21 protein-coding genes are annotated in these 25,431 nt (G+C 70.9%); 7 read left to right on the top strand and 14 right to left on the bottom strand.

Annotated elements, in window-relative coordinates; translation table 11 throughout:
* Positions 1 to 8: 8 nt before the first annotated feature.
* The 4 genes from AC06FP_RS15490 to radC all read right to left on the bottom strand — a co-directional run bounded on the left by AC06FP_RS15490 (position 9) and on the right by radC (position 4,487).
* Complete coding sequence (locus AC06FP_RS15490) at positions 9 to 761, bottom strand: SDR family NAD(P)-dependent oxidoreductase (RefSeq protein ID WP_478076137.1); 753 nt, start codon at positions 759 to 761, stop codon at positions 9 to 11.
* A 249-nt stretch (positions 762 to 1,010) separates the two neighbouring features.
* On the bottom strand, positions 1,011 to 1,865 hold the full coding sequence (locus tag AC06FP_RS15485; protein WP_478076136.1) for an SPOR domain-containing protein: 855 nt from the start codon (positions 1,863 to 1,865) through the stop codon (positions 1,011 to 1,013).
* A 19-nt stretch (positions 1,866 to 1,884) separates the two neighbouring features.
* The gene (gene argS / locus AC06FP_RS15480) at positions 1,885 to 3,573 is read right to left on the bottom strand and encodes an arginine--tRNA ligase (protein ID WP_456117823.1); all 1,689 of its coding nucleotides are present in this window, start codon (positions 3,571 to 3,573) and stop codon (positions 1,885 to 1,887) included.
* Between the two features lie 239 nt (positions 3,574 to 3,812).
* On the bottom strand, positions 3,813 to 4,487 hold the full coding sequence (gene radC / locus AC06FP_RS15475) for a RadC family protein (protein WP_456117824.1): 675 nt from the start codon (positions 4,485 to 4,487) through the stop codon (positions 3,813 to 3,815).
* 94 nt (positions 4,488 to 4,581) lie between these two features.
* On the opposite strand from radC, the gene coaBC reads away from it, so the two are divergent.
* From coaBC to AC06FP_RS15460, 3 genes are read left to right on the top strand one after another with little or no spacing between them, the layout of a single operon-like run.
* Entirely contained in the window at positions 4,582 to 5,835 is a 1,254-nt protein-coding gene (gene coaBC, locus AC06FP_RS15470; protein WP_456117825.1) for a bifunctional phosphopantothenoylcysteine decarboxylase/phosphopantothenate--cysteine ligase CoaBC, read from the top strand.
* The gene (gene dut, locus AC06FP_RS15465; protein ID WP_456117826.1) at positions 5,832 to 6,305 is read left to right on the top strand and encodes a dUTP diphosphatase; all 474 of its coding nucleotides are present in this window, start codon (positions 5,832 to 5,834) and stop codon (positions 6,303 to 6,305) included. Before coaBC ends, dut begins: the two co-directional genes overlap by 4 nt.
* A gap of 15 nt (positions 6,306 to 6,320) precedes the next feature.
* Positions 6,321 to 8,657, top strand: a complete 2,337-nt coding sequence (locus AC06FP_RS15460; protein WP_478076135.1) for a phosphomannomutase/phosphoglucomutase — start codon at positions 6,321 to 6,323, stop codon at positions 8,655 to 8,657.
* 96 nt (positions 8,658 to 8,753) lie between these two features.
* On the opposite strand, the gene AC06FP_RS15455 is transcribed toward AC06FP_RS15460, so the two are convergent.
* The 8 genes from AC06FP_RS15455 to pyrE form a co-directional block, all read right to left on the bottom strand.
* Positions 8,754 to 9,461, bottom strand: coding sequence for a response regulator transcription factor (locus AC06FP_RS15455; RefSeq protein ID WP_478076134.1), 708 nt, complete (start codon positions 9,459 to 9,461; stop codon positions 8,754 to 8,756).
* Complete coding sequence (locus AC06FP_RS15450) at positions 9,454 to 12,114, bottom strand: ATP-binding protein (protein WP_478076133.1); 2,661 nt, start codon at positions 12,112 to 12,114, stop codon at positions 9,454 to 9,456. Before AC06FP_RS15450 ends, AC06FP_RS15455 begins: the two co-directional genes overlap by 8 nt.
* Positions 12,115 to 12,150: 36 nt before the next feature.
* Positions 12,151 to 12,741: a potassium-transporting ATPase subunit KdpC gene (gene kdpC, locus AC06FP_RS15445; protein ID WP_478076132.1), complete on the bottom strand. Its 591-nt coding sequence runs from the start codon at positions 12,739 to 12,741 to the stop codon at positions 12,151 to 12,153.
* The gene (gene kdpB / locus AC06FP_RS15440; protein WP_478076131.1) at positions 12,738 to 14,786 is read right to left on the bottom strand and encodes a potassium-transporting ATPase subunit KdpB; all 2,049 of its coding nucleotides are present in this window, start codon (positions 14,784 to 14,786) and stop codon (positions 12,738 to 12,740) included. The genes kdpC and kdpB overlap by 4 nt, the downstream gene beginning before the upstream one ends.
* Positions 14,787 to 14,803: 17 nt before the next feature.
* Positions 14,804 to 16,519 carry a potassium-transporting ATPase subunit KdpA gene (kdpA, locus tag AC06FP_RS15435; protein ID WP_478076130.1) on the bottom strand — a complete coding sequence of 572 codons (1,716 nt, stop codon included), beginning with the start codon at positions 16,517 to 16,519 and terminating at the stop codon, positions 14,804 to 14,806.
* A gap of 10 nt (positions 16,520 to 16,529) precedes the next feature.
* A complete protein-coding gene (locus tag AC06FP_RS15430) occupies positions 16,530 to 16,622 on the bottom strand; it encodes a potassium-transporting ATPase subunit F (protein ID WP_456117832.1) in 93 nt (30 codons plus the stop codon).
* 350 nt (positions 16,623 to 16,972) lie between these two features.
* Entirely contained in the window at positions 16,973 to 17,668 is a 696-nt protein-coding gene (locus AC06FP_RS15425; RefSeq protein WP_478076129.1) for a hypothetical protein, read from the bottom strand.
* 15 nt (positions 17,669 to 17,683) lie between these two features.
* Positions 17,684 to 18,343, bottom strand: a complete 660-nt coding sequence (gene pyrE / locus AC06FP_RS15420) for an orotate phosphoribosyltransferase (RefSeq protein ID WP_456117833.1) — start codon at positions 18,341 to 18,343, stop codon at positions 17,684 to 17,686.
* Positions 18,344 to 18,452: 109 nt separating this feature from the next.
* Here pyrE and AC06FP_RS15415 point away from each other — a divergent pair, with 109 nt between their 5' ends.
* The 3 genes from AC06FP_RS15415 (at position 18,453) to AC06FP_RS15405 (ending at position 20,951) form a co-directional block, all read left to right on the top strand.
* The gene (locus AC06FP_RS15415) at positions 18,453 to 19,253 is read left to right on the top strand and encodes an exodeoxyribonuclease III (RefSeq protein ID WP_478076128.1); all 801 of its coding nucleotides are present in this window, start codon (positions 18,453 to 18,455) and stop codon (positions 19,251 to 19,253) included.
* 41 nt (positions 19,254 to 19,294) lie between these two features.
* Entirely contained in the window at positions 19,295 to 20,626 is a 1,332-nt protein-coding gene (locus tag AC06FP_RS15410) for an AmpG family muropeptide MFS transporter (protein ID WP_478076195.1), read from the top strand.
* 94 nt (positions 20,627 to 20,720) lie between these two features.
* Positions 20,721 to 20,951, top strand: a complete 231-nt coding sequence (locus tag AC06FP_RS15405) for a hypothetical protein (RefSeq protein ID WP_478076127.1) — start codon at positions 20,721 to 20,723, stop codon at positions 20,949 to 20,951.
* Between the two features lie 172 nt (positions 20,952 to 21,123).
* On the opposite strand, the gene AC06FP_RS15400 is transcribed toward AC06FP_RS15405, so the two are convergent.
* Positions 21,124 to 22,248 carry an anhydro-N-acetylmuramic acid kinase gene (locus AC06FP_RS15400; protein WP_478076126.1) on the bottom strand — a complete coding sequence of 375 codons (1,125 nt, stop codon included), beginning with the start codon at positions 22,246 to 22,248 and terminating at the stop codon, positions 21,124 to 21,126.
* Between the two features lie 75 nt (positions 22,249 to 22,323).
* Positions 22,324 to 23,778 (bottom strand): peptidoglycan DD-metalloendopeptidase family protein, encoded by a 1,455-nt coding sequence (locus tag AC06FP_RS15395; protein ID WP_478076125.1) that lies wholly within the window; start codon positions 23,776 to 23,778, stop codon positions 22,324 to 22,326.
* 163 nt (positions 23,779 to 23,941) lie between these two features.
* Here AC06FP_RS15395 and tyrS point away from each other — a divergent pair, with 163 nt between their 5' ends.
* A complete protein-coding gene (gene tyrS / locus AC06FP_RS15390) occupies positions 23,942 to 25,153 on the top strand; it encodes a tyrosine--tRNA ligase (protein ID WP_456117839.1) in 1,212 nt (403 codons plus the stop codon).
* Positions 25,154 to 25,431: the final 278 nt, after the last annotated feature.

Below are 25,431 nucleotides of genomic sequence, written 5' to 3'. Positions count from 1 at the left end.
CGCCGGCCTCAGCTCCCGCGCGCGACCTGGAAGCCGGCGAACGACTGGCTCACCGGCATCAGTTCCAGGCGGTTGACGTTGAGGTGCGGCGGCAGGGTGGCGACCCAGAAGATCTGCTCGGCGATGTCCTGCGCGGTCATCGGGTTGGCGCCCTTGTAGAGCTGGTCCGACGCGGCCTGGTTGCCGTGGGTGCGCACCAGGGTGAACTCGGTTTCGGCCATGCCCGGCTCGATCGCGGTCACGCGCACGCCGGTGCCGTGCAGGTCGGCGCGCAGGCCCAGCGAGAACTGGCTGACGAAGGCCTTGGTACCGCCGTAGGCATTGCCGCCCGGATACGGGTAGATCGCCGCGGTGGAGCTGATGTTGATGATCGCGCCACGGCGCTCGATCAGCAGCGGCAGCAGGCGGTGGGTGAGGGTGACCAGGGCGGTGACGTTGGTGTCGATCATCGTGCGCCAGTCTTCCAGGCTGGCGTGCTGCGCGGCGGCGGTGCCCTGCGCCAGCCCGGCGTTGTTGACCAGCAGGTCGATGCCGCGGAACGGCGCGGGCAACGCCGCCAGCGCCGCTTCCATCGCCGCGTTGTCGCGGATGTCGAAAGCCGCGGCGTGCACGGTGTCCGCGCCGAACTCGTCCACCAGCGGCTGCAGGCGCGCGGCGCGACGGCCGGTGGCGATCACCTTCCAGCCGGCACCGGCGAAACGACGGACGGCGGCGGCACCGAAGCCGGACGTGGCGCCAGTGATCAGGGCGGTCTTGGACATGACGGATTTCCAGGGCAAGGGGCCGTCGATTTTCGCACCTTCGCGGCGCCCGGGCGCCGATGGATGCGGAATGACCGACATGACGCATCCCCAACCCGTGCGGGACGAGCCCGCACCACGATGCTCCAACCGGAGCCACAGCCCCCTTGAGTCAAGGGGGCGCGCCGACAGGCGCGGGGTTGTGGAAAAAACGGGCATGGGGCCCAAGGTTTGCCGCGCAAACCTTGGGGTAACACCGCCAAAGCGGTGTTACTGCGCCTTGATCGCCATGGCCTGCAGGCCGCTGCCGTTGAGCTTGGCCTTGGCCTCGGCCAGTTCGCTGGCGGTGCCGTAGGGGCCCATGCGCACGCGGTAGACGGTGTTGCCGTTGATCTGCGCCGATTCGACGCGCGCGGCCAGGCCCATCATCGCCAGCTTGGCCTTGGTCGCCTCGGCATCGCCGGAGGCGCCGAAGGCGCCGGCCTGGAGGATGTAGCGGACGTTGTCGCTGGTGGCGGCGGTCGCCGGTGCCGCCGCTTCCGGCCGCTTCGGCGCGCTGTCCGCTGCGGCCGCGGGCGCCGTGGTGGCCGGAGCCGTGCGTGCGGGCGCGCTTTCGCCGGCCACCGCCTGGCGCGGCGCCTCGCTGATCGGCGCGGGCAGCGGCGCGGCGGCGGCCGGAACCGGGCGCCCTTCCAGGGCGGCCTGCGCGCGCTGGGCTTCGCTGGTCTGCGCCGCACGCGCGGCCTGGGCGCGGCGCTGTTCCTCGGCGCGGGCGCTGGCGGCCAGTTCGGCGTCGGACATCTGCACTTCCTTGCCCGGCAGCAGGGTGTAGAAGTCGTACTGGGTCGGCGCCGGCTTTTCCGCCGGTTGCGCAACTTCGCGCGCGGCCGGGCGCGGCAGGTCCGCGCCGGCATCGAGGTCGGCATCGGCGACCGGCGCCGGCTGCGCGTCCGGGTTGGGCTGCGGGCCTACGCGCAGGAAGCCGTCGCCCTCCTTCTTGAACAGGTTCGGGGCGGCCAGGAACACCACGGCCGCGATCGCCGCGCCGGCGACCAGCCATACCCAGCCGGGCGTTCCGTTGCCGCTGTTGCGCCTGGCCTGGCTCTTGCCGCGTCGTGCTGCCATTTCTGCAACGTCTCCTTGCTTACATCTTTTCCGGTGCGCTCACGCCCAACAGGCCCAGGCCGTTGGCGAGCGTCTGCCGCGCCGCGCCGGCGAGGGCGAGCCGGGCGTTGCGGGTGGCGGCATCGTCCACCAGCACCGGCGTCCCGTGATACCACGTGTGGAAGGCGTGCGCCAATTCACGCAGGTACTGCGCGACCAGGTGCGGTTCCAGCGACGCGCCGGCGGCTTCGACCACTTCCGGGTAACGCGAGATTTCGTTCATCAGCTCCAGCGAAGCGGCGTCGTCCAGCTGCGCCAGTGCGGCCAGGCCCTGCGCCTGGTCGTAATCCAGGCCCTTTTCCTGCGCCTGGCGCAGCAGCGAGCAGACGCGGGCATGCGCGTACTGCACGTAGAACACCGGGTTGTCGTTGCTCTGCTGGCGGGCCAGGTCGATGTCGAAGGTCAGCTGCGAATCGGGCTTGCGCGCGATCAGGAACCAGCGCACGGCATCGCTGCCGACTTCGTCGATCAGGTCGCGCAGGGTCAGGTAGCTGCCGGCGCGCTTGGACAGCTTCACTTCCTCGCCGCCGCGCATCACCGTCACCATCTGGTGCAGCACGTATTCCGGCCAGCCCTGCGGAATGCCCACGCCCAGCGCCTGCAGGCCGGCGCGCACGCGCGCCAGCGAGCCGTGGTGGTCGGCGCCCAGTTCGGTGATGGCGCGTTCGTAGCCGCGCTGCCACTTGCTCAGGTGGTAGGCGACGTCCGGCAGGAAGTAGGTGTAGGTGCCGTCGGACTTGCGCATCACGCGGTCCTTGTCGTCACCGAAATCGGTCGAGCGCAGCCACAGCGCGCCGCCTTCCTCGTAGGTGTGGCCGGAGGCGACCAGCTGGTCCACCGCCTCGGCGACCTTGCCGTCCTTGTACAGCGAGCTTTCCAGGAAGTAGATGTCGAAATCCACGCCGAACGCGGCCAGGTCCTGGTTCTGCTCGTTGCGCAGGTAGGCCACGGCGAAGCGGCGGATGGCCTCGATGTCCTCGGCATCGCCGGCACCGACCACCTGGCTGCCTTCCAGTTCGACGGTCTGGCCGAGCAGGTAGGCCTTGGCGACGTCGGCGATGTATTCGCCGTTGTAGGCCTCGGCGGGCCACTGCTCGTCGCCCGGCTTGAAGCCGCGCGCGCGGGCCTGCACCGAGCGGGCCAGGTTTTCGATCTGCACGCCGGCGTCGTTGTAGTAGAACTCGCGCTTGGCGTTCCAGCCGTTGGCTTCCAGCACGCGGGCGATGCAGTCGCCGATGGCGCCGGCGCGGCCGTGGCCGACATGCAGCGGGCCGGTCGGGTTGGCCGAGACGTATTCCACGCCGACGCTGCGGCCGTTGCCGCCCAGGTTGCGGCCGTAGTCGGCGCCTTCGCGCAGCACGCTGGCCACCTCGCGCTGGAAGGCCACCGGCGCCAGCTTGAAGTTGATGAAGCCCGGGCCGGCGATCTCGACGCTGGCGACGTCGTCGCTGGGCGGCAGTGCCGCGACCAGCGCCTGCGCCACGGCGCGCGGATTGCTGCGCGCGGCCTTGGCCAGCAGCATCGCGGCGTTGGTGGCGAAGTCGCCATGGTCGCGGGTCTTGGGCCGTTCGACCACGAAATCCGGCGGCAGGGTGTCGGCAGGCAGGGTGCCATTGGCGCGCAAGGCTTCGATGCCTTGGCCTATCAGGGCGCGGAGTAGGGATTTCACGTGACTGTCTGCTTGGAGCGCGGAACTGCGCATTTTACCCGACCGGCGGGGTGGCTGCTTCCAGGGCCGGCGCGCCGGTCAGCGACGTCAACGCGGGGTGCAGGACCGGCCTGCGGGCCGCTCTGGCGAAGCGGGCGCGCGTCGGCGGGCCTGCGCCTGCTGCCATGGCGCGCTCCGGCACCGGCCCAGCCCGCTGCTTCGCGACAGGGACCGGCCGGGGTAGGCGGGCCGCACTGCCGCTACATCCAGCCACGGGCCGCCAGGGACACCGGCAGGCCGTCGCCGATGACGAAATGGTCCAGCAGCCGGATCTGCACCAGGGACAGCGCATCGCGCAGGCGCAGCGTGACGGCGCGGTCGGCCGCCGAGGGCTCGGCGCTGCCCGAAGGGTGGTTGTGGCCCACGATGACCGCCGCGGCATTGTGGGCCAGCCCCCTGCGCACCAGTTCGCGCGGGTAGACCTCGGTGCTGTCGATGGTGCCGTGGAACAGTTCCTCGAAGGCCAGCGCCCGGTGCCGGGTGTCCAGGAACAGGGCGGCGAAGACCTCGTGGGGCTGGGGCCGCAGCCGCTGGACGAAATAGCGGCCGGCCGAGTCCGGGTCGGTCAGGGGGGTGCCCCGTTCCAGGTCGGCGGCCAGGTGGCGCTGGCCCAGTTCCAGCGCTGCGGCCAGCCGGCAGGCGCGGGCCAGGCCCAGCCCCGGCACCCGCATCAGCTCGCGTGGGCCGAGGTCCATCAGCTGCCGCAGCGAGCCGTGTGCGTGCAGCATCTCGCGGGCGGTCCGTATCGCATCGTGGCCGCGCAGGCCCGAGCCCAGGAAGATCGCCAGCAACTCCGCGTCGGAAAGACCGCGGGCACCACGTGCCAGCAGCTTTTCGCGGGGGCGTTCGGAGCGGGGCCAGTGGCGGATGTGCATGGCCACAGGGTGACCGCGCACAGTGCGCAAGGTAATAAGTCGTCACCAACCCTTCGGGTAAGCTAAAGATTCTTGTGCAGCTAGGATTTCCCAAGTGACCGGCCTTCCCCACAGTGTCCATGCGCCGTCCCGGCCGCTGGACGGACAGAAGCTGCTGCTGTGCGTCGGCGGCGGCATCGCCGCCTATAAATCGCTGGAACTGGTGCGCCGTCTGCGCGACGCCGGCGCCAGCGTGCAGGTGGCGATGACCGATGGCGCCCAGCAGTTCGTCACGCCGCTGAGTTTCCAGGCCCTGTCCGGCCAGCCGGTCCGCACCACGCTGTGGGACAGCGCCGCCGAACAGGCCATGGGCCATATCGAACTGGCGCGCTGGGCCGACCGTGTCGTCATCGCGCCGGCCACCGCCGACCTGCTGGCGCGGCTGGCGCACGGCCATGCCGACGACCTGGTCAGCACGCTGTGCCTGGCCACGACCGCGCCGCTGACCGTGTGCCCGGCGATGAACCACCGCATGTGGCTGCACCCGGCCACCCAGGCCAACATCGCGTTGCTGCGCGAGCGCGGCGCGCAGGTGGTCGGGCCGGAGGACGGCCCGCTGGCCGAGGGCGAATCCGGCCCCGGCCGGCTGAGCGAGCCGGAGGCCATCGTCGCCGCGCTGGCCGGCAATGCCGCTCCCGGCGCGCCGGCCGCGCCCGGCCGGCTGCAGGGCATGCGCGTGCTGATCAGCGCCGGCCCCACCTATGAGGACCTGGACCCGGTGCGTTACGTCGGCAACCGCTCCAGCGGCAAGATGGGCTATTCGCTGGCGGCGGCCGCGGCGCGCCGCGGCGCGCAGGTGGTGCTGGTCAGCGGACCGGTGCAGCTGCCGACGCCGCCCGGCGTGCAGCGGGTGGACGTGCGCTCGGCCGCGCAGATGCGCGAGGCGGTGCTGGCCGCGCTGCCGGCCGACATCTACATCGGCGCCGCCGCGGTGGCCGACTACACGCCGCGCCAGGTGGCGCAGCAGAAGCTGAAGAAGACCGCCGGCAGCCAGACCCTGACCCTGGAACTGGTGCGCACCCCGGACATCCTGGCCGAGGTGGCCGCGCAGGAGCAGATGCTGAAGCTGGTGGTCGGCTTCGCCGCCGAGACCCACGACGTGGAGAAGTACGCGCGCGGCAAGCTCGCCGACAAGCACCTGGACCTGATCATCGCCAACCAGGTCGGCATCGCCGGCGGCGGTTTCGAGAGCGACCAGAACGCGGCCACCGCCTACTGGAACGACGGCCACCGCGTGTTCCCCGGCACCGCCAAGACGCAGCTGGCCGAACAACTGCTGGACCTGATCGCGGAGAGACTGGACGCATGAAGACGGACACCGCCCTGCAGCCGCTGCAGGTGAAGCTGCTGGACCCGCGTTTCGGCGATGTCTGGCCGCTGCCGGCCTATGCCACCGAGGCCAGCGCCGGCATGGACCTGCGCGCGGCGATCGAGGCGCCGATGACGCTGGAACCCGGCGATGCGGCGCTGCTGCCCAGCGGCATCGCCATCCATGTCGCCGACCCCGGCCTGTGCGCGGTGGTGCTGCCGCGCTCCGGGCTGGGCCACCGCCACGGCATCGTGCTGGGCAACGGCACCGGCCTGATCGACGCCGATTACCAGGGGCCGCTGCTGATCAGCGTGTGGAACCGCGGCCGCGAGCCGTTCACCATCGAACCGGGCGACCGCATCGCCCAGCTGGTTGTCCTGCCCATCGCCCGCGTGAGCTTGCAGGTGGTGGATACTTTCGTCGACAGTGCGCGTGGAACGGGTGGATTCGGCCACACCGGAGTGCGCTGACAGGGGAAACGCACGATGAGCCAAGGGAACGAAAGCCGGCGCCCGGCGTTCGGCCGTTCGACACCGTTGCTGGCGGTGCTGCTGGCCGGCTGGTTCGGCTGGAGCGCCTTCGCGCAGTGGCAGCAGGCCGGCACCGGCGCCCGCCTGGAGCAGGCGCGCGACCGGGGGGTGGACGAGCTGCACAAGGCCATCACCGCGCAGACCGCGCAGTTTTCCCGCCAGCTCGAGCTGGAACCGGTCAAGGCCGCCCTGGGCCAGGGCGACGCCACCGCCGCGGCATCGGCGCTGCGCGAGAAATGGAGCGGCGTGGACGACGCGCAGGTGCATGACGGCGCCTTGTCCGACGCCTACGCCGACCCGGCCGCGTTCGGCTATTCGCGGCTGGCGCTGCTGGAGCTGGCGATGAGCGAAGGCAGGCCGGTCGCGCGCGTGGTGCGCGACGGCAACGGGCCGCGCCTGGGCCTGGCCGCGCCGGTGCGGTTGCAGGACCGGCCGGCGGTCGCCTACGTACGGCAGCCGCTGACCCGGCTGAGCGCGGTGTTCGATGCGCTGGAGTCGCCCGATGCCGCCTTCCTTGGCCTGCGCCAGGGCAATTTCACCGTTCTGCGCCGCGGCAACGCCGCGCTGGGCAACGGTGCCGACGCGCTGGCGCGGCCCGTGGCCGACACCGGCCTGCGCGTGGTGGCGGAACTGCCCGATACCTCCGAAGGCCCGCTGGGCCTGGGCACGGTGGCCAGCGCCACCGTCGCGCTGCTGATGCTGGCGACGGCGGTGCTGCTGCTGGTCGGCCGCAAGCGCCTGCGCCTGCCGGCGCTGCGCCGCGGCGGCGAAGCGCCGGCCGCCGACGATGGCGTCACCCTGAGCGAGGCGCTGGCGCAGGAACCGCTGCCGGTGGCGGCCAGCGCGCGCGGGCGCGAGGCCGGCGACGAGCCGGCGGCGCCGGCGGTGGACATCGCCGCGGTGGCGCCCGGCATTTTCCGCGCCTACGACATCCGTGGCGTGGTGGGCAGCGAGCTGACCCCGGCCGTGGCTGCGCTGATCGGCCAGGCCATCGGCAGCCAGATGCAGGCGCAGGGCCTGCGCGAGGTGGTGGTGGGCCGCGACGGCCGCCTGTCCGGCCCCGAGCTGGCGGCCGGGCTGGTCGACGGCCTGCGCCGCGCCGGCTGCGACGTCATCGACATCGGCATGGCGCCGACGCCGGTGGTGTATTTCGCCGCCTACCACCTGCGCGCGGGCAGCTGCGTGGCGGTGACCGGCAGCCACAACCCGCCGGACTACAACGGCTTCAAGATCGTCATCGGCGGCGAAACGCTGTCCGGCGAGGCCATCACCGACCTGTACCGGCGCATCGCCGAAGGCCGCCTGCAGCGCGCCGATGCGCCGGGCGGCCTGCAGCAGCGCGAGGTCATCGCCGACTACGTGCAGCGCATCGCCGACGACGTGCAGCTGGACCGCCCGCTCAAGGTGGTGGCCGATGCCGGCAACGGCGTGGCGGGCGCGGTCGCGCCGCAGCTGCTGGAAGCCATCGGCGCCGAGGTGATCCCGCTGTACTGCGAGGTGGACGGGCAGTTCCCCAACCACCACCCGGACCCGAGCGAGCCGCACAACCTCGAGGACCTGGTGCAGATGGTCCAGCGTTTCGACGCCGACCTCGGCATCGCCTTCGACGGCGACGGCGACCGCCTTGGCGTGGTGACGAAGCAGGGCCGGATCGTGTTCGCCGACCGCCTGCTGATGCTGTTCGCCGCCGACGTGCTGGCGCGCAACCCCGGCGCGATGGTGATCTACGACGTCAAGTGCACCGGCAGGCTCTCGGACTACATCCTGCGCAACGGCGGCAGCCCGATGATGTGGAAGACCGGGCATTCGCTGATCAAGGCGCGCATGCGCGAGACCGACGCCGAACTGGCCGGCGAGATGAGCGGCCACTTCTTCTTCAAGGAACGCTGGTACGGCTTCGACGACGGCCTGTACGCGGCCGCGCGCCTGCTGGAGATCCTGGCCCAGCGCGAGGAAGACCCGTCCGAAGTGTTCGACGAACTGCCCGACGCGGTCTCCACGCCGGAGCTGAAGGTGGCGGTGGCCGAGGGCACCCAGCACGCGCAGGTGGCGCTGGTGGTGGCCGCGGCGCAGGCCGAGGATTCGCCGTTCGCCGGCGCCCGCATCTCCACCATCGACGGCCTGCGCGCCGACTTCCCCGACGGCTGGGGCCTGGTGCGCGCGTCCAACACCACGCCGGTGCTGGTGCTGCGCTTCGAGGCGGACGACGAAGCCGCGCTGGAGAGGATCAAGGGCCTGTTCCGCGACCAGCTGCGGCAGGTGCTGCCGGTGGGTACCGAACCGGGCTTCTGACAGCGGCGATGACCGCACCGTGGAAGGCCGTCCGTGCGATGCGCGGGCGGCCTTCCGCCTTGATGGGGCGCGGCTTCCCCGCCGCGCGGACCGGCGCTACGTGGCGTGGAAGCGCAGGCCGACGCCGGGTTCGGTGAACAGATAGCGCGAGTCCAGCGCCGAGTCGCCCAGCTTGTGCCGCAGCCGGCCGACCAGGATGCGCAGGTAGTGCGTGTCGTGGCGATGGCTCGGGCCCCAGACCTCCTGCAGGATCTGCGGCTGAGTGACCACGCGCCCGGCGTTGCGCAGCAACAGCGCCAGCAGCGCGTACTCCTTGCGGGTCAGCGCCACCGCCGCACCATCCACGCGCACCTCGCGGCGCGCCAGGTCGATGCGCAGGTGGCCGTCGTCGAACAGCGGCACCTGGCCTTCGCCATCGGCGCTGCGGCTGCGCAGCAGGGCGCGCACGCGCGCCATCAGTTCCTGGGTGCCGAACGGCTTGGTGACGTAGTCGTTGGCGCCGTTGTCCAGCGCCCGTACCTTCTCCGCCTCGCCGGCGCGCACGCTGAGCATGATCACCGGTATCTGGCTCCACTGGCGCAGCTCGGCCAGCACCTGGTGGCCCTCCATGTCGGGCAGGCCGATGTCCAGGATCACCAGGTCGGCGCCTTCCTCGGCCAGCCTGCGCAGCCCCTCGCCGCCGCTGGCGGCCTGGCCGGTGGCGTAGCCCTGCGCGCGCAGCGAGATGTCGAGGAAGCGGCGGATCTGCACCTCGTCGTCGATCACCAGCACGCGCGCCGGCGGAATGGCGGGCGCATCAGCCATCGTCGCGCGGGCTCTCCGGATGGGGCTGGAGCAGGGGCAGGCTCATGCGCACCAGCGTACCGCGTCCGTCGCGGCCGGGCAGCGCTTCGACGTGGCCGCCGTGCGCGCCGATCATGCCCTGGCAGATGGCCAGGCCCAGGCCGGTGCCCTGGCGGCCGCGGTCGCCGCGCTCCACGCTGTAGAACATGTCGAAGATGCGGGTGCGCTCGGCATCGGGAATGCCCGGTCCCTCGTCGATCACCTCGATGCACAGTTCGCCGTCGTGCAGGCGCGCGCGCACTTCCACCGCCACGCCCGGCGGCGAGAACCTGGCCGCGTTTTCCATCACGTTGAACACCGCCTGCTCGACCAGCGCCGGGTGCACCCAGATCGGCGGCAGGTCGTGCGGGATGTCCAGCTTCAACACCGTTTCCGGCTGGTAGCGCTGCAGGCGCCGCGCCGCCGAACCGATCAGCTCGTCCACGCCGATCCAGTCGCGGCTCAGCTTGAGCCCGTCGTGGCCGAGCCGGGTCATGTCCAGCAGGTTCTGGATGTAGCGGTCCAGGCGTTCGCCTTCGACCACGATGGTATCGAGCAGGGCGCGGCGGTCGCCGGCGTCCATGGCGTCGGCATAGCTAGACAGGCTGCCGGCCGAACCGATCATCGCCGCCAGCGGCGAACGCAGGTCGTGCGATACCGACGACAGCAGGGCCGAGCGCAGGCGCTCGGTCTCGTTGTGCAGGTGCGCGGTTTCCAGGTCGGCGACCAGCCGCGTGCGCAGCGCCGCCTGGGCGATGTCGTCGGCCATGGCCTCGGCCAGTTGCCGCTGCTCCGGCGCCAGCCGTGGGTACTGGCGGTCGAAGCGCAGGCCGGCCACGCCGATGCCATGCCCTTCGCCGTCCAGCAGCGGCAGGAACCACCAGTCGGCGCCGGCCAGCGTATCGGTGAAGCGGCCGGCCGCCTGCCCGTGGCGCAGCGCCCAGTCGGCCGCGGCCAGGTCGGTATCGCCCGGCGCCGCGCTGCCGCCGGTGCTGGTGTCGTGCGCCACCCGTACCCAGGCCGGCGCATCGAGCGCCTGCTCCAGCGCGACCCGGCCGGCATGCGCCACCTGCGCGTTGTCGACCGCGCTGGCCAGTCGCCGGCCCAGCGCCTGGCGCACGTTGGCGTGGCGGTTGGCCGCGCGCAGCGCCACCACCTGCATGCGCAGCCGCGACGCCAGCCGCCCGGCCACCAGCGCCGCGGCCAGGAACAGGAAGACGGTGATCACGCCCTGGCGCGCGTTGATGGCGAAGGTGAAGCGCGGTGCGATGAAGAAGAAGTTGTAGGCCAGGAAACACAACGTGGCCGCCAGCACCGCCGCGCCCATGCGCGTGCGCGCGGCCACCAGCACCACCGCGACGATGAACACCATCGCCAGGTCGCTCAGGCCGATCCAGCGCTCGCCCAGCCATGCCGCCGCGCAGGCCACGGCGGTGGCCAGCAGCGCCAGCCCCGCGTCCCGGCCCCAGTTTCCCGGGTCCAGCGACAACCGCGCCCGGCGCGCGCTGGCCCGCGCCTGCGGCGTGCTGATGATGGTGATCTCATAGTGCGCGCCGCGCTGGATCAACTGCTGGGTCAGGGTCTGGTTGAACAGCCGCGCCAGCGGGCGTTCGCGCGTGCGGCCCAGCACCAGGGTGGAAACGGCGTTGTGCGCGGCGTAATCCAGCAGCGCGTCGGCGATGCCCGGCCCATGCAGCAGTTCGGCGTCGCCGCCCAGCCGGCGCGCCAGCGCAAACGCGGCGTCGATCTCGCGGCGGGTGGCCTCGTCGTGGCGGCGGTGCTGGACCGTCACCACCGTCCATGGCGCATCGCGGCGTTCGGCGATGCGCCGCGCCACGCGCACCAGGTATTCGCTCTGGCCGCCGCCGTCGATGGCGACCAGCACGCGCCGCCGCAGCGGCAGGTTGCCTTCGCCGCGCGCCGCGCGGGCCTCGCGCAGGCTGCTGTCGACGCGGTCGGCGGCCTCCTGCATCGCCAGCTCGCGCAGCGCGGTGAGGTTGGCCGGCGAGAAAAACGCCTGCAGGGCCTGCGCCGCCTGTTCGGGCACGTACACCTTGCCCTGGCGCAGGCGCTCGATCAGCTCGCGGGGCGGCAGGTCGACCAGCACGATGTCGTGCAGGCGGTCGAACACCACGTCCGGCACGGTCTCGCCCACGCGCACGCCGGTGATGCGCATCACCACGTCGTTGAGGCTTTCCAGGTGCTGGATGTTGAGGGTCGTCCACACGTCGATGCCGGCATCGAGCAGTTCCATCACGTCCTGCCAGCGCCGCTCATGGCGGCTGCCGGGCGCGTTGCGGTGGGCCAGTTCGTCGACCAGGACCAGCGCCGGGCGCCGCGCCAGCACCGCGTCCAGGTCCATCTCCTGCAGGTGGTGGCCGCGGTAGTCGACCTGGCACAGCGCGGTCGCCGGCAGCCCGCGCAACAGCGCGGCGGTGTCGTCGCGGCCGTGCGTTTCCACCACGGCCGCCACCACGTCCACGCCGCGGCGCAACTGCTCCTGCGCGCGGGTGAGCATGGCGAAGGTCTTGCCGACGCCCGGCGCGGCGCCGAGGAACACCGTCAGCTTGCCGCCGGCTTCGCGTTGCAGGCTTTCGGCCAGCGCGTCGGCCTGGCGGCTGCGGGAATCGTTCATGGCCGCGATTGTGCGCCGCGGCCGGCATGTGCGGCATCAAGGCGCATGCGCGGCGGCATCCAGGGCGCGGTTCAGCGCGACCACGTTGACCCGCGGCTGCCCGAACACGCCCCATTGGCGTTCCTGCAGGTGGCTGTCCAGCAGCGCCTGCACGCGCTGCGGCGGCCAGCCACGCGCCCGCGCCACGCGGGCCACCTGCAGCCGCGCCGCCGCCGGCGGGAGTTCCGGGTCGAGCCCGCTGGCCGACGTGGTCACCAGCTCGCCCGGTACCTGCGCCGGCGCGACCCGTTCGCGTGCGGCCACGGCGGCCGTGGCCTCGTCCACGCGCCGGGCCAGTTGCCGATTGCTGCGCGCCAGGTTGCTGCCGGCGGCGGCCATCGGGTCGTAACCGGCGGCCGATGGCCGCGCCTGGAAATAGCCGTCGCCGGTGAAGGGCTGGGCCAGCAGCAGCGAACCGCGCACCGTGCCGTCGGCGTCGCGGACCAGGCTGCCTTCGGCCTGTACCGGGAACAGGGCGGCGGCGATGCCGGTCGCGACGATGGCGTAGGCCAGCCCGGCGCCGACCAGGCCGAACAGCGACAGCCCGATGGCCGGGCGCCAGAGGGAAGGGGAGGTCGTGGATTTCATGCGCCGGACACCATGGCAAGAAGCAGGTCGATGGCCTTGATGGCCGCGAAGGGCAGCAGCACGCCGCCGACGCCGTACACCAGCATGTTCCGGCGCAGCAGGGCGGTGGCGGTGGCTGGACGGAAGCGCACGCCGCGCAGCGCCAGCGGGATCAGGGCCGGGATCACCAGCGCGTTGAAGATCAGCGCCGCCAGCACCGCGTTGCGCGGGCTGGACAGCCGCATCACGTCCAGCGTGGCCATCGACGGGATGGCTGCGGCGAACAGCGCCGGCAGGATCGCGAAATACTTGGAGACATCGTTGGCCAGCGAAAAGGTGGTCAGCGCGCCGCGGGTGATCAGCTGCTGCTTGCCCACTTCCACCACCGCCAGCAGTTTGGCCGGATCCGAATCCAGGTCGACCATGTTGCCGGCCTCCTTGGCCGCCTGCGTGCCGGAGTTCATCGCCAGGCCGATGTCGGCCTGGGCCAGCGCGGGGGCGTCGTTGGTGCCGTCGCCGACCATCGCCACCAGCCGCCCGCCGGCCTGCTCGCTGCGGATGCGCGCCAGCTTGTCCTCGGGCCGGGCCTGGGCGATGTAGTCGTCCACGCCGGCTTCGGCGGCGATGGCCGCGGCGGTCAATGGGTTGTCGCCGGTGATCATCACCGTGCGGATGCCCATCGACCGCAACTGCGCGAACTTCTCGCGCATGCCGTGCTTGACCACGTCGGCCAGCTCGACCACGCCCAGCACGTGCCGGCCTTCGCACACCACCAGCGGCGTGGCGCCGCTGCGCGCGACCTGGTCCACGCGCGCCTGCAGCTCGTTGGGCACGTTGCCGCCCAGCGCCAGGACATGCGCGGTGATCGCATCGGCCGCGCCCTTGCGGATGCTGCGGCCGCCGGCCAGGTCCACGCCGGACATGCGGGTCTGCGCGGAGAAGGCGAGGTAGTCGGCCGTCTCCGGTTCAGCGGTGGCGCAGCCCTGCTCGCGCGCCAGCCGCACGATGGATCTGCCTTCCGGGGTCGGGTCGGCCAGCGAGGACAGCAGCGCCGCCTCGCGCAGCTGGTCGCCGCTGATGCCGGCCAGCGCATGGAAGGCCGCCGCCTGGCGGTCGCCATGGGTGATGGTGCCGGTCTTGTCGAGCAGCAGCACGTCCACGTCGCCGGCCACCTCCACGGCCTTGCCGGACTTGGCCAGCACGTTGGCCTGCAACGCGCGGTTCATGCCGGCGATGCCGATGGCCGGCAGCAGCCCGCCGATGGTGGTCGGGATCAGGCACACCAGCAGCGCGATCAGCAGCAGCGGATCCAGGTACACGCCCACGGCACCGGCGATCGCCGGCAGCGTCGCCACCACCACCAGGAAGGTCAGCGACATCGCCGCCAGCAGCAGGTTCAGCGCGATCTCGTTCGGCGTCTTCTGCCGGCTGGCGCCTTCCACCAGCGCGATCATGCGGTCCAGGAAGCTGTGGCCCGGCTCGGCGGTGACGCGCACCACGATCTGGTCGGACAGCACCTTGGTGCCGCCGATCACGCCGGAGCGGTCGGTACCGGCCTCGCGCAGCACCGGTGCCGACTCGCCGGTGACGGCCGCCTCGTTGATGGTGGCCAGGCCCTGCACGATCTCGCCGTCGGCCGGCACGAATTCGCCGGCGGCCACGATCACGTGGTCGCCCGGACGCAGTTCGGCGGCCGCGACCGTGCTTTCGGCGGCGCCGATCCGCGGCGCCTCCAGGCGGCGCGCCACCAGGTCCCTGCGTGCGCGCCGCAGCGAGGCGGCCTGGCCGCGGCCACGCGCCTCGGCCACGGCTTCGGCGAAATTGCCGAACAGCACCGTCGACAGCAGGATCGCGGTGACCGCCAGGCCGAAGCCCAGCGGTGCGCTGCCGCCGAGGGTAAGCAGCAGCGCCAGCACGGTGCCGGCCATGACGATGGCCATCACCGGGTTGCGCAGCAGGTGCGGCGGCGCAAGCTTGCGTACCGATTCCAGCAGCGCACGCCGCCAGCCGGCGGCGTCGAGCAGGGCGGGGCGGCGCGCGGCGGCCGGTGAAACACGGGGGGTCATGGAAGCATTCATGGCGGTCAGGCTCCCTGCAGCGCCAGGCCCAGGTGGTCGGCCACCGGGCCAAGGACCAGGGCCGGCATGAACTGCAGCACGGTGAGGACGACGATCACGCAGACCAGGGTCAGGGCGAAGGTCGGGGTTTCGATCTGCAGGCTGCCGGCGCTCTGCGGCGCCTGGCGCTTGCCGGCCAGCTGCGCGGCGATGACCAGCGGGACCAGCAGGACCGGGTAGCGGCCCAGCGCCAGCACCAGCGCGCAGCTCAGGTTCCACCACACGGTGTTGTCGGCCAGGCCCTCGAATCCCGAGCCATTGTTGGCATAGGCCGAGGTGAACTCGTAGAACACCTGGGTGATGCCGTGGAAGCCGGGGTTGGAGGTGCCGGCCAGGCCGGGCACGGCCAGCGTCAGCGCGCTCAGGCCGAGCAGGGTGATGGGTTGCAGCAGCACCAGCACCGCGAGCAGGCGTACCTGCGGCGTCTCCAGCTTGCGGCCGAACAGCTCGGGGGTACGCCCGGTCATCAGCCCGGCCAGGAACACCGCCAGCATCAGGTACACCAGGAACTGCTGCAGGCCGCAGCCGATGCCGCCCCAGATGGCGCCGACCAGCATGTTGACCAGCGACGCCATGCCGGCCAGCGGACTCATCGAATCCTGCATGCCGTTGACCGAGCCGTTCTGCACCTGGGTGGTGAGCGTGGCCCACAGCGCGGTGCCGTCCGCGCCGAAGCGGACTTCCTTGCCCTCCATCAGCAGCGGGCTGGCGGCGCTGGCGCCATGGCCTTCCAGCCACACCGTGGCGAAGGTGGACAGCAGCGACATGCCGAGCATGCAGCCGAACACCAGCGCGCCGAACCGGCGCCGGCCGGTGAACGCGCCGATCATGAAGACCACCGCCATCGGGACCAGCACGATGCCGACCAGTTCCAGCGCGTTGGACAGCGGCGTCGGGTTTTCCAGCGGAAAGCTGCTGTTGGGCCCGTACCAGCCGCCGCCGTTGGCGCCGAGCTGCTTGGTCGCGACCATCGCCGCTACCGGCCCCAGCGGGATCTTCTGCGCCTGCATGCCGGCACCGGCATCGATCGGCACGGCCTGCGGGCCGCCGGCCAGGGTCGAAGGCACGCCCTGCCAGGTCAGCAGCAGCGTCCAGGCCAGGCACAGCGGCAGCAGGAAGCGCAGGCACAGGCGCACCACGTCGGCGTAGTAGTTGCCGACGCCGACACCGACACCGACACCGACGCGCGCGGCGTCGGCGGTGTCCCGCGCCCCGGCGAACAGCGCCCGCAGCGTGGCCACCGCCAGCGCCAGGCCCATCATCGGCGTGACCACCTGCAGGCCGGTGATGGCGGTCATCTGCGACAGGTAGGACAGCTGCGCCTGGCCGCTGTAATGCTGCTGGTTGGTGTTGGTCAGGAACGACACCATCGTATGCAGCGCGGTGTCCCAGCGCAGGTTGGGAACATGGTCCGGGTTGAGCGGCAGCCAGGCCTGGGTCATGAACACGGCCAGCGTGGGCACGGCCAGCACCAGGTTGCTGAGCAGGAAGGCGCCGGCATAGCCGCGCCAGGACATGGCGCGGTCCGGGTCCACGCCCAGCAGCCGGTACAGCGGCTGTTCGATCCAGCGGAACAACGGATCGATGCGCATCGGCGTACCGCGCATCAGCCGCGCCAGGTACAGGCCCAGCGGCCAGGCCAGGGCGATGCCGGCCAGCAGGATGACAAGGGCTTCGGTCATGGCGCGCTCCTCAGAACGCCTCGGGGCGCAGGACCGCGTACAGCAGGTAGGCGGCGGCGAGCAGCGCCACCAGTCCGCACAACAGGGAAAGCCAGCCGGGCATGGGAAACCTCGGGTCCGGGCGGCTGCCCGCAGGCCGCCGCCGCGTGGAAGGGCGGGACGGCGGTGTCGCCTTGGCGGCCGCCCCGATCGGGAGCGGTATCGTCCTCCCGGGGGGCGTAAACGTTCGATGCCGCAGGGCCGGCGCTGGCGTAAAAACGCCATAAAAAACAGCGGGTGCGGCTACCTGCCCCCGGAACCGGCAGTGAGTGCGGCAGGAGAACCCGCCGGGAGCGGTTTTCGAGGGTGGTTTTCGACGTCGGCTGCCTGTGGCGCGCAGGCTTTCCGCCATGAAGGGCGGAAACAAAAAGCGGCCCGCGGGCCGCTGGATGTTCCCGGTGGCCGTTGCGCCGTTCAGCCCGGCGGCGAAACCGGCGCGCCCCCCGCATCGGCCGGCGCGGCGATGCCCTTGAGCACGCGGTAGCGGGCCAGGGTTTCGGCGATCTCCACGTCCAGCGCCTTGCGCTGCTGTTCGAAGGCCGCCTGCAGCCGCAACTGGGCGAGCAGTTCGGTGTGGCGCTGGCGGATGTCCCCGGCCTGCTTGTCGCTCACCTTCTGCCCGGCCAGTTCGCGGTCGCCGGCGACGGACAGCTGGGTGGCCAGCGCCTCGCGCAGGCTGGCCACGTTGTAGATGGCGGTCTTGATGTTGTTGTCGACGATGGCCGCGCGTTCGTTGAACACGCGGCGCAGCGCGTCCTCGCTGCCGTAGGTGGACAGCATGGCCTGCTCGGTGCGCCGGCGGGTTTCCGCCGCCGCCGCGTCCACCTGCGCCTGCGCGGCGGCGAGCTCGGCGTCGGCGCGCTCTTCGGCGGTGAGCGCGCGCTGCACCTCGGCGCTGCGCAGGCCGCTGCGCGCGTTGAACTCCTGGCGCGCGCTGTTGACCGCTTCCGGCGGCAGGGTGTCCGAGCAGATCCGTTCGCCGCGGGCGTTGTCCCAGCAGTACAGCTTCTTGCCGGCGTCGGCCGACTTGTTCTGCGCCAGCGCCGGCATGGCCAGCGCAGCCAGCACCAGCAGCACGCCCGCGCCTGCGGTGGACGGATTCGGCCTCATGACAGCCCCCTGCGGTCAGCCCGTTGGATTGCTTCCGTAACGGGCCCGGTAGGCCAGCAACGGTTCGCGGTAACCGACAAGTTCCGGGTTCCCGGAGGCGAATGCAAGCAGGTCGGCGAGGTTGGCCACGGCGATCACCGGGATGCCGGTCTCGGCGGCCACGGCCTGGGCGGCCGAACGGGGGTCGTCTTCCGAGGCGATCTCCTGGCGGTCCAGTGCCACCACGATGCCCGCCGGGATGCCATTGGCCGCGCGGATGATGGCCAGCGCCTCGCGGATGGCGGTGCCGGCGGTGATCACGTCGTCAACGATCAGGATGCGCTTGCCGGCCATGTCGGCGCCGATCAGGGTGCCGCCCTCGCCGTGGTCCTTGGCTTCCTTGCGGTTGAAGGTCAGCGGCAGGTTGCGGCCGCGGTGCGAGAACTCGCAGGCGATGGCGGTGGCCAGCGGGATGCCCTTGTAGGCCGGGCCGAACAGCTGGTCGAAGGCGATGCCGGAGGATTCGACGGCGTCGGCATAGCAGTTGCCCAACTGGGCCAGCGCCAGGCCGGTGTCGAAGCGGCCGGCGTTGAAGAAATAGGGGCTTACCCGGCCGGACTTGAGGGTGAACTGGCCGAAACGCAGGGCGTCGGCGTTCAGCGCCAGCTGCAGGAAGCGGGAACGGTGGTCACTCATTGGTGCGCTTTCTTGTCGTCTATAGAAGCCGCCTAGGGTAAAGCATGGCTTCGGGGAATGCTGGCGCGGGCGGTATGCTGTGCCGTCCCGGCCCTGTCAGCGGTTCTCCATGCGCATCATCAGCTTCAATGCCAACGGCATCCGTTCGGCCACCACCAAGGGTTTCAGCCAATGGTTCGCCGGCCAGCAGGCCGACGTGCTGTGCATCCAGGAGACCAAGGCGCAGGAGTCGCAGCTGTCCGACCCGCTGTTCCGCCCGGACGGCCACCACTGCTTCTACCGCGACGCCGTCACCAAGAAGGGCTACAGCGGGGTGGCGATCTGGAGCCGGCGCGAGCCGGACGAAGTGCGCACCGAGCTGGGCTGGGCGCCGTTCGACGACGAAGGCCGCTATATCGAGGCGCGTTTCGGCAACCTGAGCGTGGTGTCCTTCTATATTCCCTCCGGTTCGTCGGGCGAGCTGCGCCAGGGCTTCAAGTTCGAGGTGATGGACTGGCTGCGCCCGATCCTGGCGCAGTGGCTGGCCAGCGGCCGCGACTACGTGCTGTGTGGCGACTGGAACATCGTGCGCACCGCCCTGGACATCAGGAACTGGAAGTCCAACCAGAAGAACTCCGGCTGCCTGCCCGAGGAGCGCGACTGGCTCAACGGCCTGTGCGCCGACCTGCCCGAGCAGCACGACCCGGCCGGCGGCCGCGGCTGGGTGGACGCCTACCGCGTGCTGCATCCGGAAGGGCAGGACTACACCTGGTGGAGCAACCGTGGCGCCGCCCGCGCCAACAACGTCGGCTGGCGCATCGACTACCAGCTCGTCACCCCCGGCCTGCGCGAGCGCCTGCGCGGCTGCTCGATCTACACCGGCCAGCGCTTCTCCGACCACGCCCCCTTCACCGTGGACTACGACCTGTGAGCGAGGCCGCCGCGAAGCGCCGCCAGGGCTGGCGGGAGGTGATGGGCAACCTGCGCCAGCGCAAGGTGCTGGCGATGCTGCTGCTGGGATTCAGCTCCGGGCTGCCGATCTACCTGGTCGGCAACACGCTCGGCTTCTGGATGCGCAAGGAAGGCATCGAGCTGGACACCATCGGCTTCCTGTCCTGGGTCGGCCTGGCGTACTCGATGAAGTTCCTGTGGGCGCCGATTGTCGACAAGACCGACGTGCCGGTGCTGGGGCGCATGTTCGGGCGCCGCCGCGGCTGGATGCTGCTGTCGCAGCTGTTCGCCGGGCTGGCGCTGGTGGGCATGGCGCTGGTGCAGCCCAAGGGCGGCAGCCTGGTGGTGCTGGGCCTGTCCATGGAGCACCTGCTGGTGTTCGGCGTGCTGGCCACCGTGGTGGCCTTCGCCTCGGCCACCCAGGACATCGTCATCGACGCCTGGCGCATCGAAAGCGCCAGCAGCAGCGAGCAGCTCGGCCTGCTGACCGCTTCCTCGGCATTGGGCTACCGCACCGCGCTGCTGGTCACCGATGCGCTGATCCTGATCATCGCCGCGCGCGTGGGCTGGCAGGTGTCCTACGAGATCATGGCGGCGCTGATGGGCCTGGGCGTGGCGGCAGTGGTGCTGGCGTGCGAACCGGCGCGGGCGGTGATCGCCGTGCAGGACCAGGCGGCCCGGCTGTGGACGCCGCGTGGCCTGTTCGATGCGGTGATCGGCCCGTTCGTGATGTTCTTCCGCGAGTACCGCAGCGGCGCGCTGCTGATCCTGGCGGCGATCAGCATCTACCGCATGGCCGACTTCGTGATGGGGCCGATGGCCAACCCGTTCTATGTCGATCTCGGCCTGGACGAGGACACGGTGGGCGCGGTGCGCGGTTCGGTCGGCCTGGTCGCGACCTTCTTCGGCATCGCCCTGGCCGGCGTGATTTCGGTGCGCTGGGGCGTGATGGCCGCGCTGCTGGTCGGCGCCATCCTCGGCCCCTGCTCGAACCTGGCGTTCGCATGGATGGCCTACGTCGGCCCGGGCAAGCTGGAGTTCGCCATCGCCATGGCGGTGGACAACCTGTCCAGCGGCTTCGCCGGCACCGCGCTGATCGCCTACATGTCCAGCCTGACCAGCATCGGCTACACCGCCACCCAGTACGCGCTGCTCAGCTCGTTCTACGCGATGCCGGGCAAGGCGTTGAAGGGCTTTTCGGGCATGACCGTGCAGTACCTGGCGCAGGGGCGCACCCTGCTGGAGGGGTATGCGCTGTTCTTCATCGGCACGGCGCTGCTGGCGATTCCGGTGCTGCTGCTGTGCCTGGCGCTGGCGGCGATGCAGGCGCGCAGGACGGCTGCATCCGGCTGAACTGCGGGAGTTCCTGTCCGCCAGCCGTTGAATCCGGCCGTCGCCTCGCCGATGATGCCGGCGGGGGGATCCGCCGGACTGCTGGCGGGATGTCATGGCCGACGTGATCTTGCGGGATGTCGACCCGCTGCTGCTTGAACGCATCCGCCGCCTTGGCGTGGCGCGCGGCTGGACCCGTGAGCACACCTGCCTGGTGCTGCTCGAGCAGGGGCTGTTTGCTGGCGAGCACGAAATGAGCCATGGCTTCGAACACCCGGAAGTGGACGTGCTGTCCGAAGCCATCCATGCCCTGCAGGCGCTGCCGGCCGGAACCGAATTCGGTTGATCGCACGCCAAGCCCAGGTCCCCGCGATGCGTCCGACGCCTCGGTCTCGCGGTCTGCCTGGCGTCCGTAGATGCGGGGCGAGCCCGGCATCTACAGCAGCAAGCCGGCCCGGGCGACGCGCCGATGCCTCAACGTGCAGGTGGGCGGCCGCGAGGGCCGCGCCCCAGCGTTCTCACGCCGGATATATCGCGCCGAGGATCCGCGGCCCGCGTGCGCCGCTGACGCTGGGCAGGTTGCCCGGCCGCCCGGCCAGGGTCTCGCGCGCCAGCCAGGCGAAGCCCATCGCTTCCATGTAATCCGGGTCGAGCCCGTACGCGGCGCTGGAGATCACCTCCACGCCGGGCAGGCGCGCGGCGATGCGCTGCAGCAACAGCGGGTTGCGCACGCCGCCGCCGCAGACCAGCATCCGCTTCACCCCAGGCAGGTGCGCCAGCAGCGCGTCCGCCACGGTGGCCGCGGTGAGCTCCAGCAGCGTGGCCTGCACGTCGGCCGGGGCCAACGACGCACCGCCGATCCGCGCTTCCACCCAGTCCAGGTGGAACTGCTCGCGCCCGGTGCTCTTGGGCGGCGGCAGCGCGAACCAGGCATCGTCCAGCAGCCGCGCCAGCAGTGCCTCGTCCACCCGGCCGCGGGCGGCGAACGCACCGCCGGCATCGAACGCAGTGCCGAGGTGGCGCTGGCACCAGCCATCGAGCAGCGCATTGGCCGGGCCGGTGTCGAAACCGCGCAGGCTGCCGTCGCGCGCGAGCAGGCTCAGGTTGGCGATGCCGCCCAGGTTGAGTACCGCCCGGTCTTCGCCGCTGCTGCCCAGCATCGCCAGGTGGAACGCCGGCATCAGCGGCGCGCCGTGCCCGCCGGCGGCCACGTCGCGGCGGCGGAAGTCGGCCACCGTGGTGATGCAGGTCAGTTCGGCGATGCGGTTGGCATCGCCGATCTGCCAGGTGAAGCCGGGGCTGGACGTGGGGCGGTGGCGGATGGTCTGCCCATGCGAGCCGATCGCCCGCACCTGCGCGCGGTCGATGCCGGCCTGCGCGAGCAGGGCGTTGGCGGCCGTGGCGAACGCCACGCCGGCCTCGGCATCGAGCTGCCCGAGCGCGTCCAGCGATGCGGGTTCGGCACCCTGGCCCAGCGCGACCAGCGCGGCGCGGGTTTCCGCCTTCCAGTCGAAGGTATGGCCATGCACGAACCGGCAGCCGCCTTCGGCCGGGAACTGCACCAGCGCGGCGTCGATGCCGTCGGCGCTGGTGCCGGACATCAGGCCGACGAACAGGGGCAGCTGCGGATCGATGGACGCCATGCGGAGGCCGGAAAGAAGAAGGGCAGGGAAGCTTCAAGGCTCCCTGCCCTGCTCGTCAATGCGCCCGGCAGCCGGTCAGCCGCGCTTGTTCCTGGCGGCAGGCGTCGCGGCGCTGGCCGTGGTGGTGGCGGGCTTGTCCTTGCCGGCATCGGCGTACATCAGTTCTTCCATGCCCTGGATGCGCGCCATCGCCGGCGCGGTCTGCGCGCGGAAGGCGGCCAGCTCGGCGCCCTTGAGCGGCTCCGGCGGCGGCATGGTCACCGACAGCGGGTTGCGGTGCTGGCCATTGACCCGGAATTCGTAGTGCAGGTGCGGGCCGGTGGCCATGCCGGTGGAGCCGACGTAGCCGATCACCGTGCCTTGGTTCACGCGCTGGCCGGTGCGGATGTTGCCGAAGCGCGACATGTGGCCGTACAGGGTGGTGTAACCGCGGCCGTGGTCGAGGATCACCACGTTGCCATAGCCACGCTGGGTGCCGGCGAACTGCACGCGGGCATCGCCGGCGGCCATGATCGGCGTGCCGGTGCCGGCGGCGTAGTCCACGCCCTTGTGCATGCGCATGGTGCCGAGGATCGGATGGCGGCGCGAACCGAAGGTGGAGCTGAGCCGCGCGAACGGGATCGGCATGCGGATGAAGCTCTTCTTCAGCGGCCGGCCGTTGAGGTCGAAGTACTCGAACTTGCCGCCGCGTTCGAAGCGGAACCCGGTGTAGGTCTTGCCGCCGGTACTGAAGGTGGCCGCCAGGATCTTGCTGGTGTCGATGCGCTCGCCTTCGCGCCAGGTCTCGTCCATGACCACGCTGAAGCGGTCGCCCGGCTGCACGTCCTTGGAGAAGTCGATGTCGTACTTGAAGATCTCGTCGGTCATCGTATTGATGGCCGAGGGCGACAGGCCGGCCTTGAGCGCCGACGCGTAGAGCGAACTGCGGATTTCCCCGCTAGCGACCACGGTGCGGGTGGTGGTGACGCGCTCGAGCACCTTCTCGCGGATCTGGTCGCCCTGCAGCGACAGCTCGACGCGGTGGCTGGGATCGCGGTCGAAACGGATGGTGCGCAGCTGGCCGTTCACCGGCAGGTCGAAGGCGACCTCGGCGCCCGGGCGGAGCCGGGTCAGCGCTTCGCGGGTGCCCGGGTGGTCCAGCACCTGGTGCATCACCGTCGCCGGCACGCCGGCGATCTCGAACAGGTCGCTCAGCGTCTGGCCGCGTTCCACCCGCAGGATCTGCCAGCTGTCGCCGGGGGTTTCGCTGCGCCGGGCGAGCGAGAGCGGCGGCAGTGGCAGGGCCAGGGTCGAATGCGCCGACGGCAGCGGCATGTCGATGGCATTGGAGAAGCCCGGCACGATGGTCGCCGCCAGGGCGCCGATGGTCGCGAACAGGCTGGCGTGGATCCAGTGGCGCCTCGTCCAGCGTTCGTTGAACGCGGCCGGGAGATGTTGCTTGAGCTTCCGATGCAGGGCGGTGTCGTGCAGGACGTGGAGTCTTTCCTGGAAGCGCTGTTTGCGCGCCTGGCCGTGATCGGGTTGGGACATCGCTCGGTTCTCTGGCCGGCCCGGATCGCGGGCCCAAACGCGGGTAACATAGTCACCCTTCAATACCGCGTCAAACCATTGAGCCGCATGGCTTTTTGATGAATTGGGCGGTTAACCTCCACTTAACACCCCCATGTCTGACGGCGAAGCCGGGAGTTCTAGCGTGTCCTCGATTGATGAAGCCCTTGCCCTGATCGGCCGCGGTGCCGACGAAATCCTCAAGCTGGACGAACTGCGCCAGCGTCTGGAGAGCGGTCGTCCGCTGCGGGTCAAGGCCGGCTTCGACCCCACCGCCCCGGACCTGCACCTGGGCCACACCGTGCTGCTCAACAAGCTGCGCCAGTTCCAGGACCTCGGGCACCAGGTGATCTTCCTGATCGGCGACTTCACCGGCATGATCGGCGACCCCTCGGGCAAGAACGTCACCCGCAAGCCGCTCTCGCGCGAGGACGTGCTGGCCAACGCCCGCACCTACGAGGAGCAGGTGTTCAAGGTGCTCGACCGCGAACGCACCGAGGTCCGCTTCAATTCCGAATGGTTCGGCAAAATGGGGGCGGCCGACATGATCCGCCTGGCCGGCCAGCACACGGTGGCGCGCATGCTCGAACGCGACGACTTCGCCAAGCGTTACGCCGCCCAGCAGTCCATCGCCATCCACGAATTCCTCTACCCGCTGGTGCAGGGCTACGACTCGGTGGCGCTGGAAGCGGACGTCGAGCTCGGCGGCACCGACCAGAAGTTCAACCTGCTGATGGGGCGCGGCCTGCAGGAACACTACGGGCAGAAGCCGCAGATCGTGCTGACCATGCCGCTGCTGGAAGGCCTGGACGGCGTCAACAAGATGTCCAAGTCGCTGGGCAATTACATCGGCATCAGCGAGCCGGCGATCGACATCGTCACCAAGACCATGAAGATCGACGACACGCTGATGTGGCGCTGGATCGACCTGCTGAGCTTCGACATCTCCATCGCCGAGGCGAAGCAGTTGCGCGCCGACGTCGAGGCCGGCGCCCTCAATCCGCGCGAGATCAAACTGCGCCTGGCGCGCGAACTGACCACCCGCTTCCACGATGCCGCCGCCGCCGAGCAGGCCATCGCCGGCTGGAATGCCGCGGTGACCGGGCAGGGCGACATCACCCAGCTGCCGCTGCAGGAAGTGGCGGTGCCGGCCGAGGGGCTGCGCATCGGCGCGCTGCTGACCGCCGCGGGCCTCACCCCGAGCAACTCCGAGGCCTCGCGCAAGCTCAAGGAGCGCGCGGTGAAGGTGGACGGCAATGTCGTCGAGGATGCGCAGACCGTTCTGCAGCCGGGCTTCGAAGGCCTGCTGCAGGTGGGCAAGCGCACCTTCGCGCGTGTGCTGCTGGTCGCAGCCTGAAGCCGTCTTTAATAGAAAGTCGCCTCCATAAGTTGTCGGCAGGCGTGAGACGGATGGCCGACTGGATGGAGGGCGTCCGCCTTCCGGATTTCCTTCGCGGCCTCTTCACAAAACCGTGAAGAGGCCGCATACTTTCGCTCCTTCGCCGCCGGCCTTGCGGCTGGCAGCGAAGGAAAGAAGGAAGTTGAAGTCGCCCTCGACGAGGTGTTGACGGCAACAAAAAGGCTGCCATAATAGGCGGCTCGCTTCGACGAAACGCCTTCGGGTGTCGGGTTGAA

The organism is Stenotrophomonas sp. Steno-Z2, from assembly GCF_056393235.1.
The sequence above is the reverse complement of the archived record's forward strand: the minus strand, read 5'-3'. Positions and strand labels throughout refer to the sequence as shown.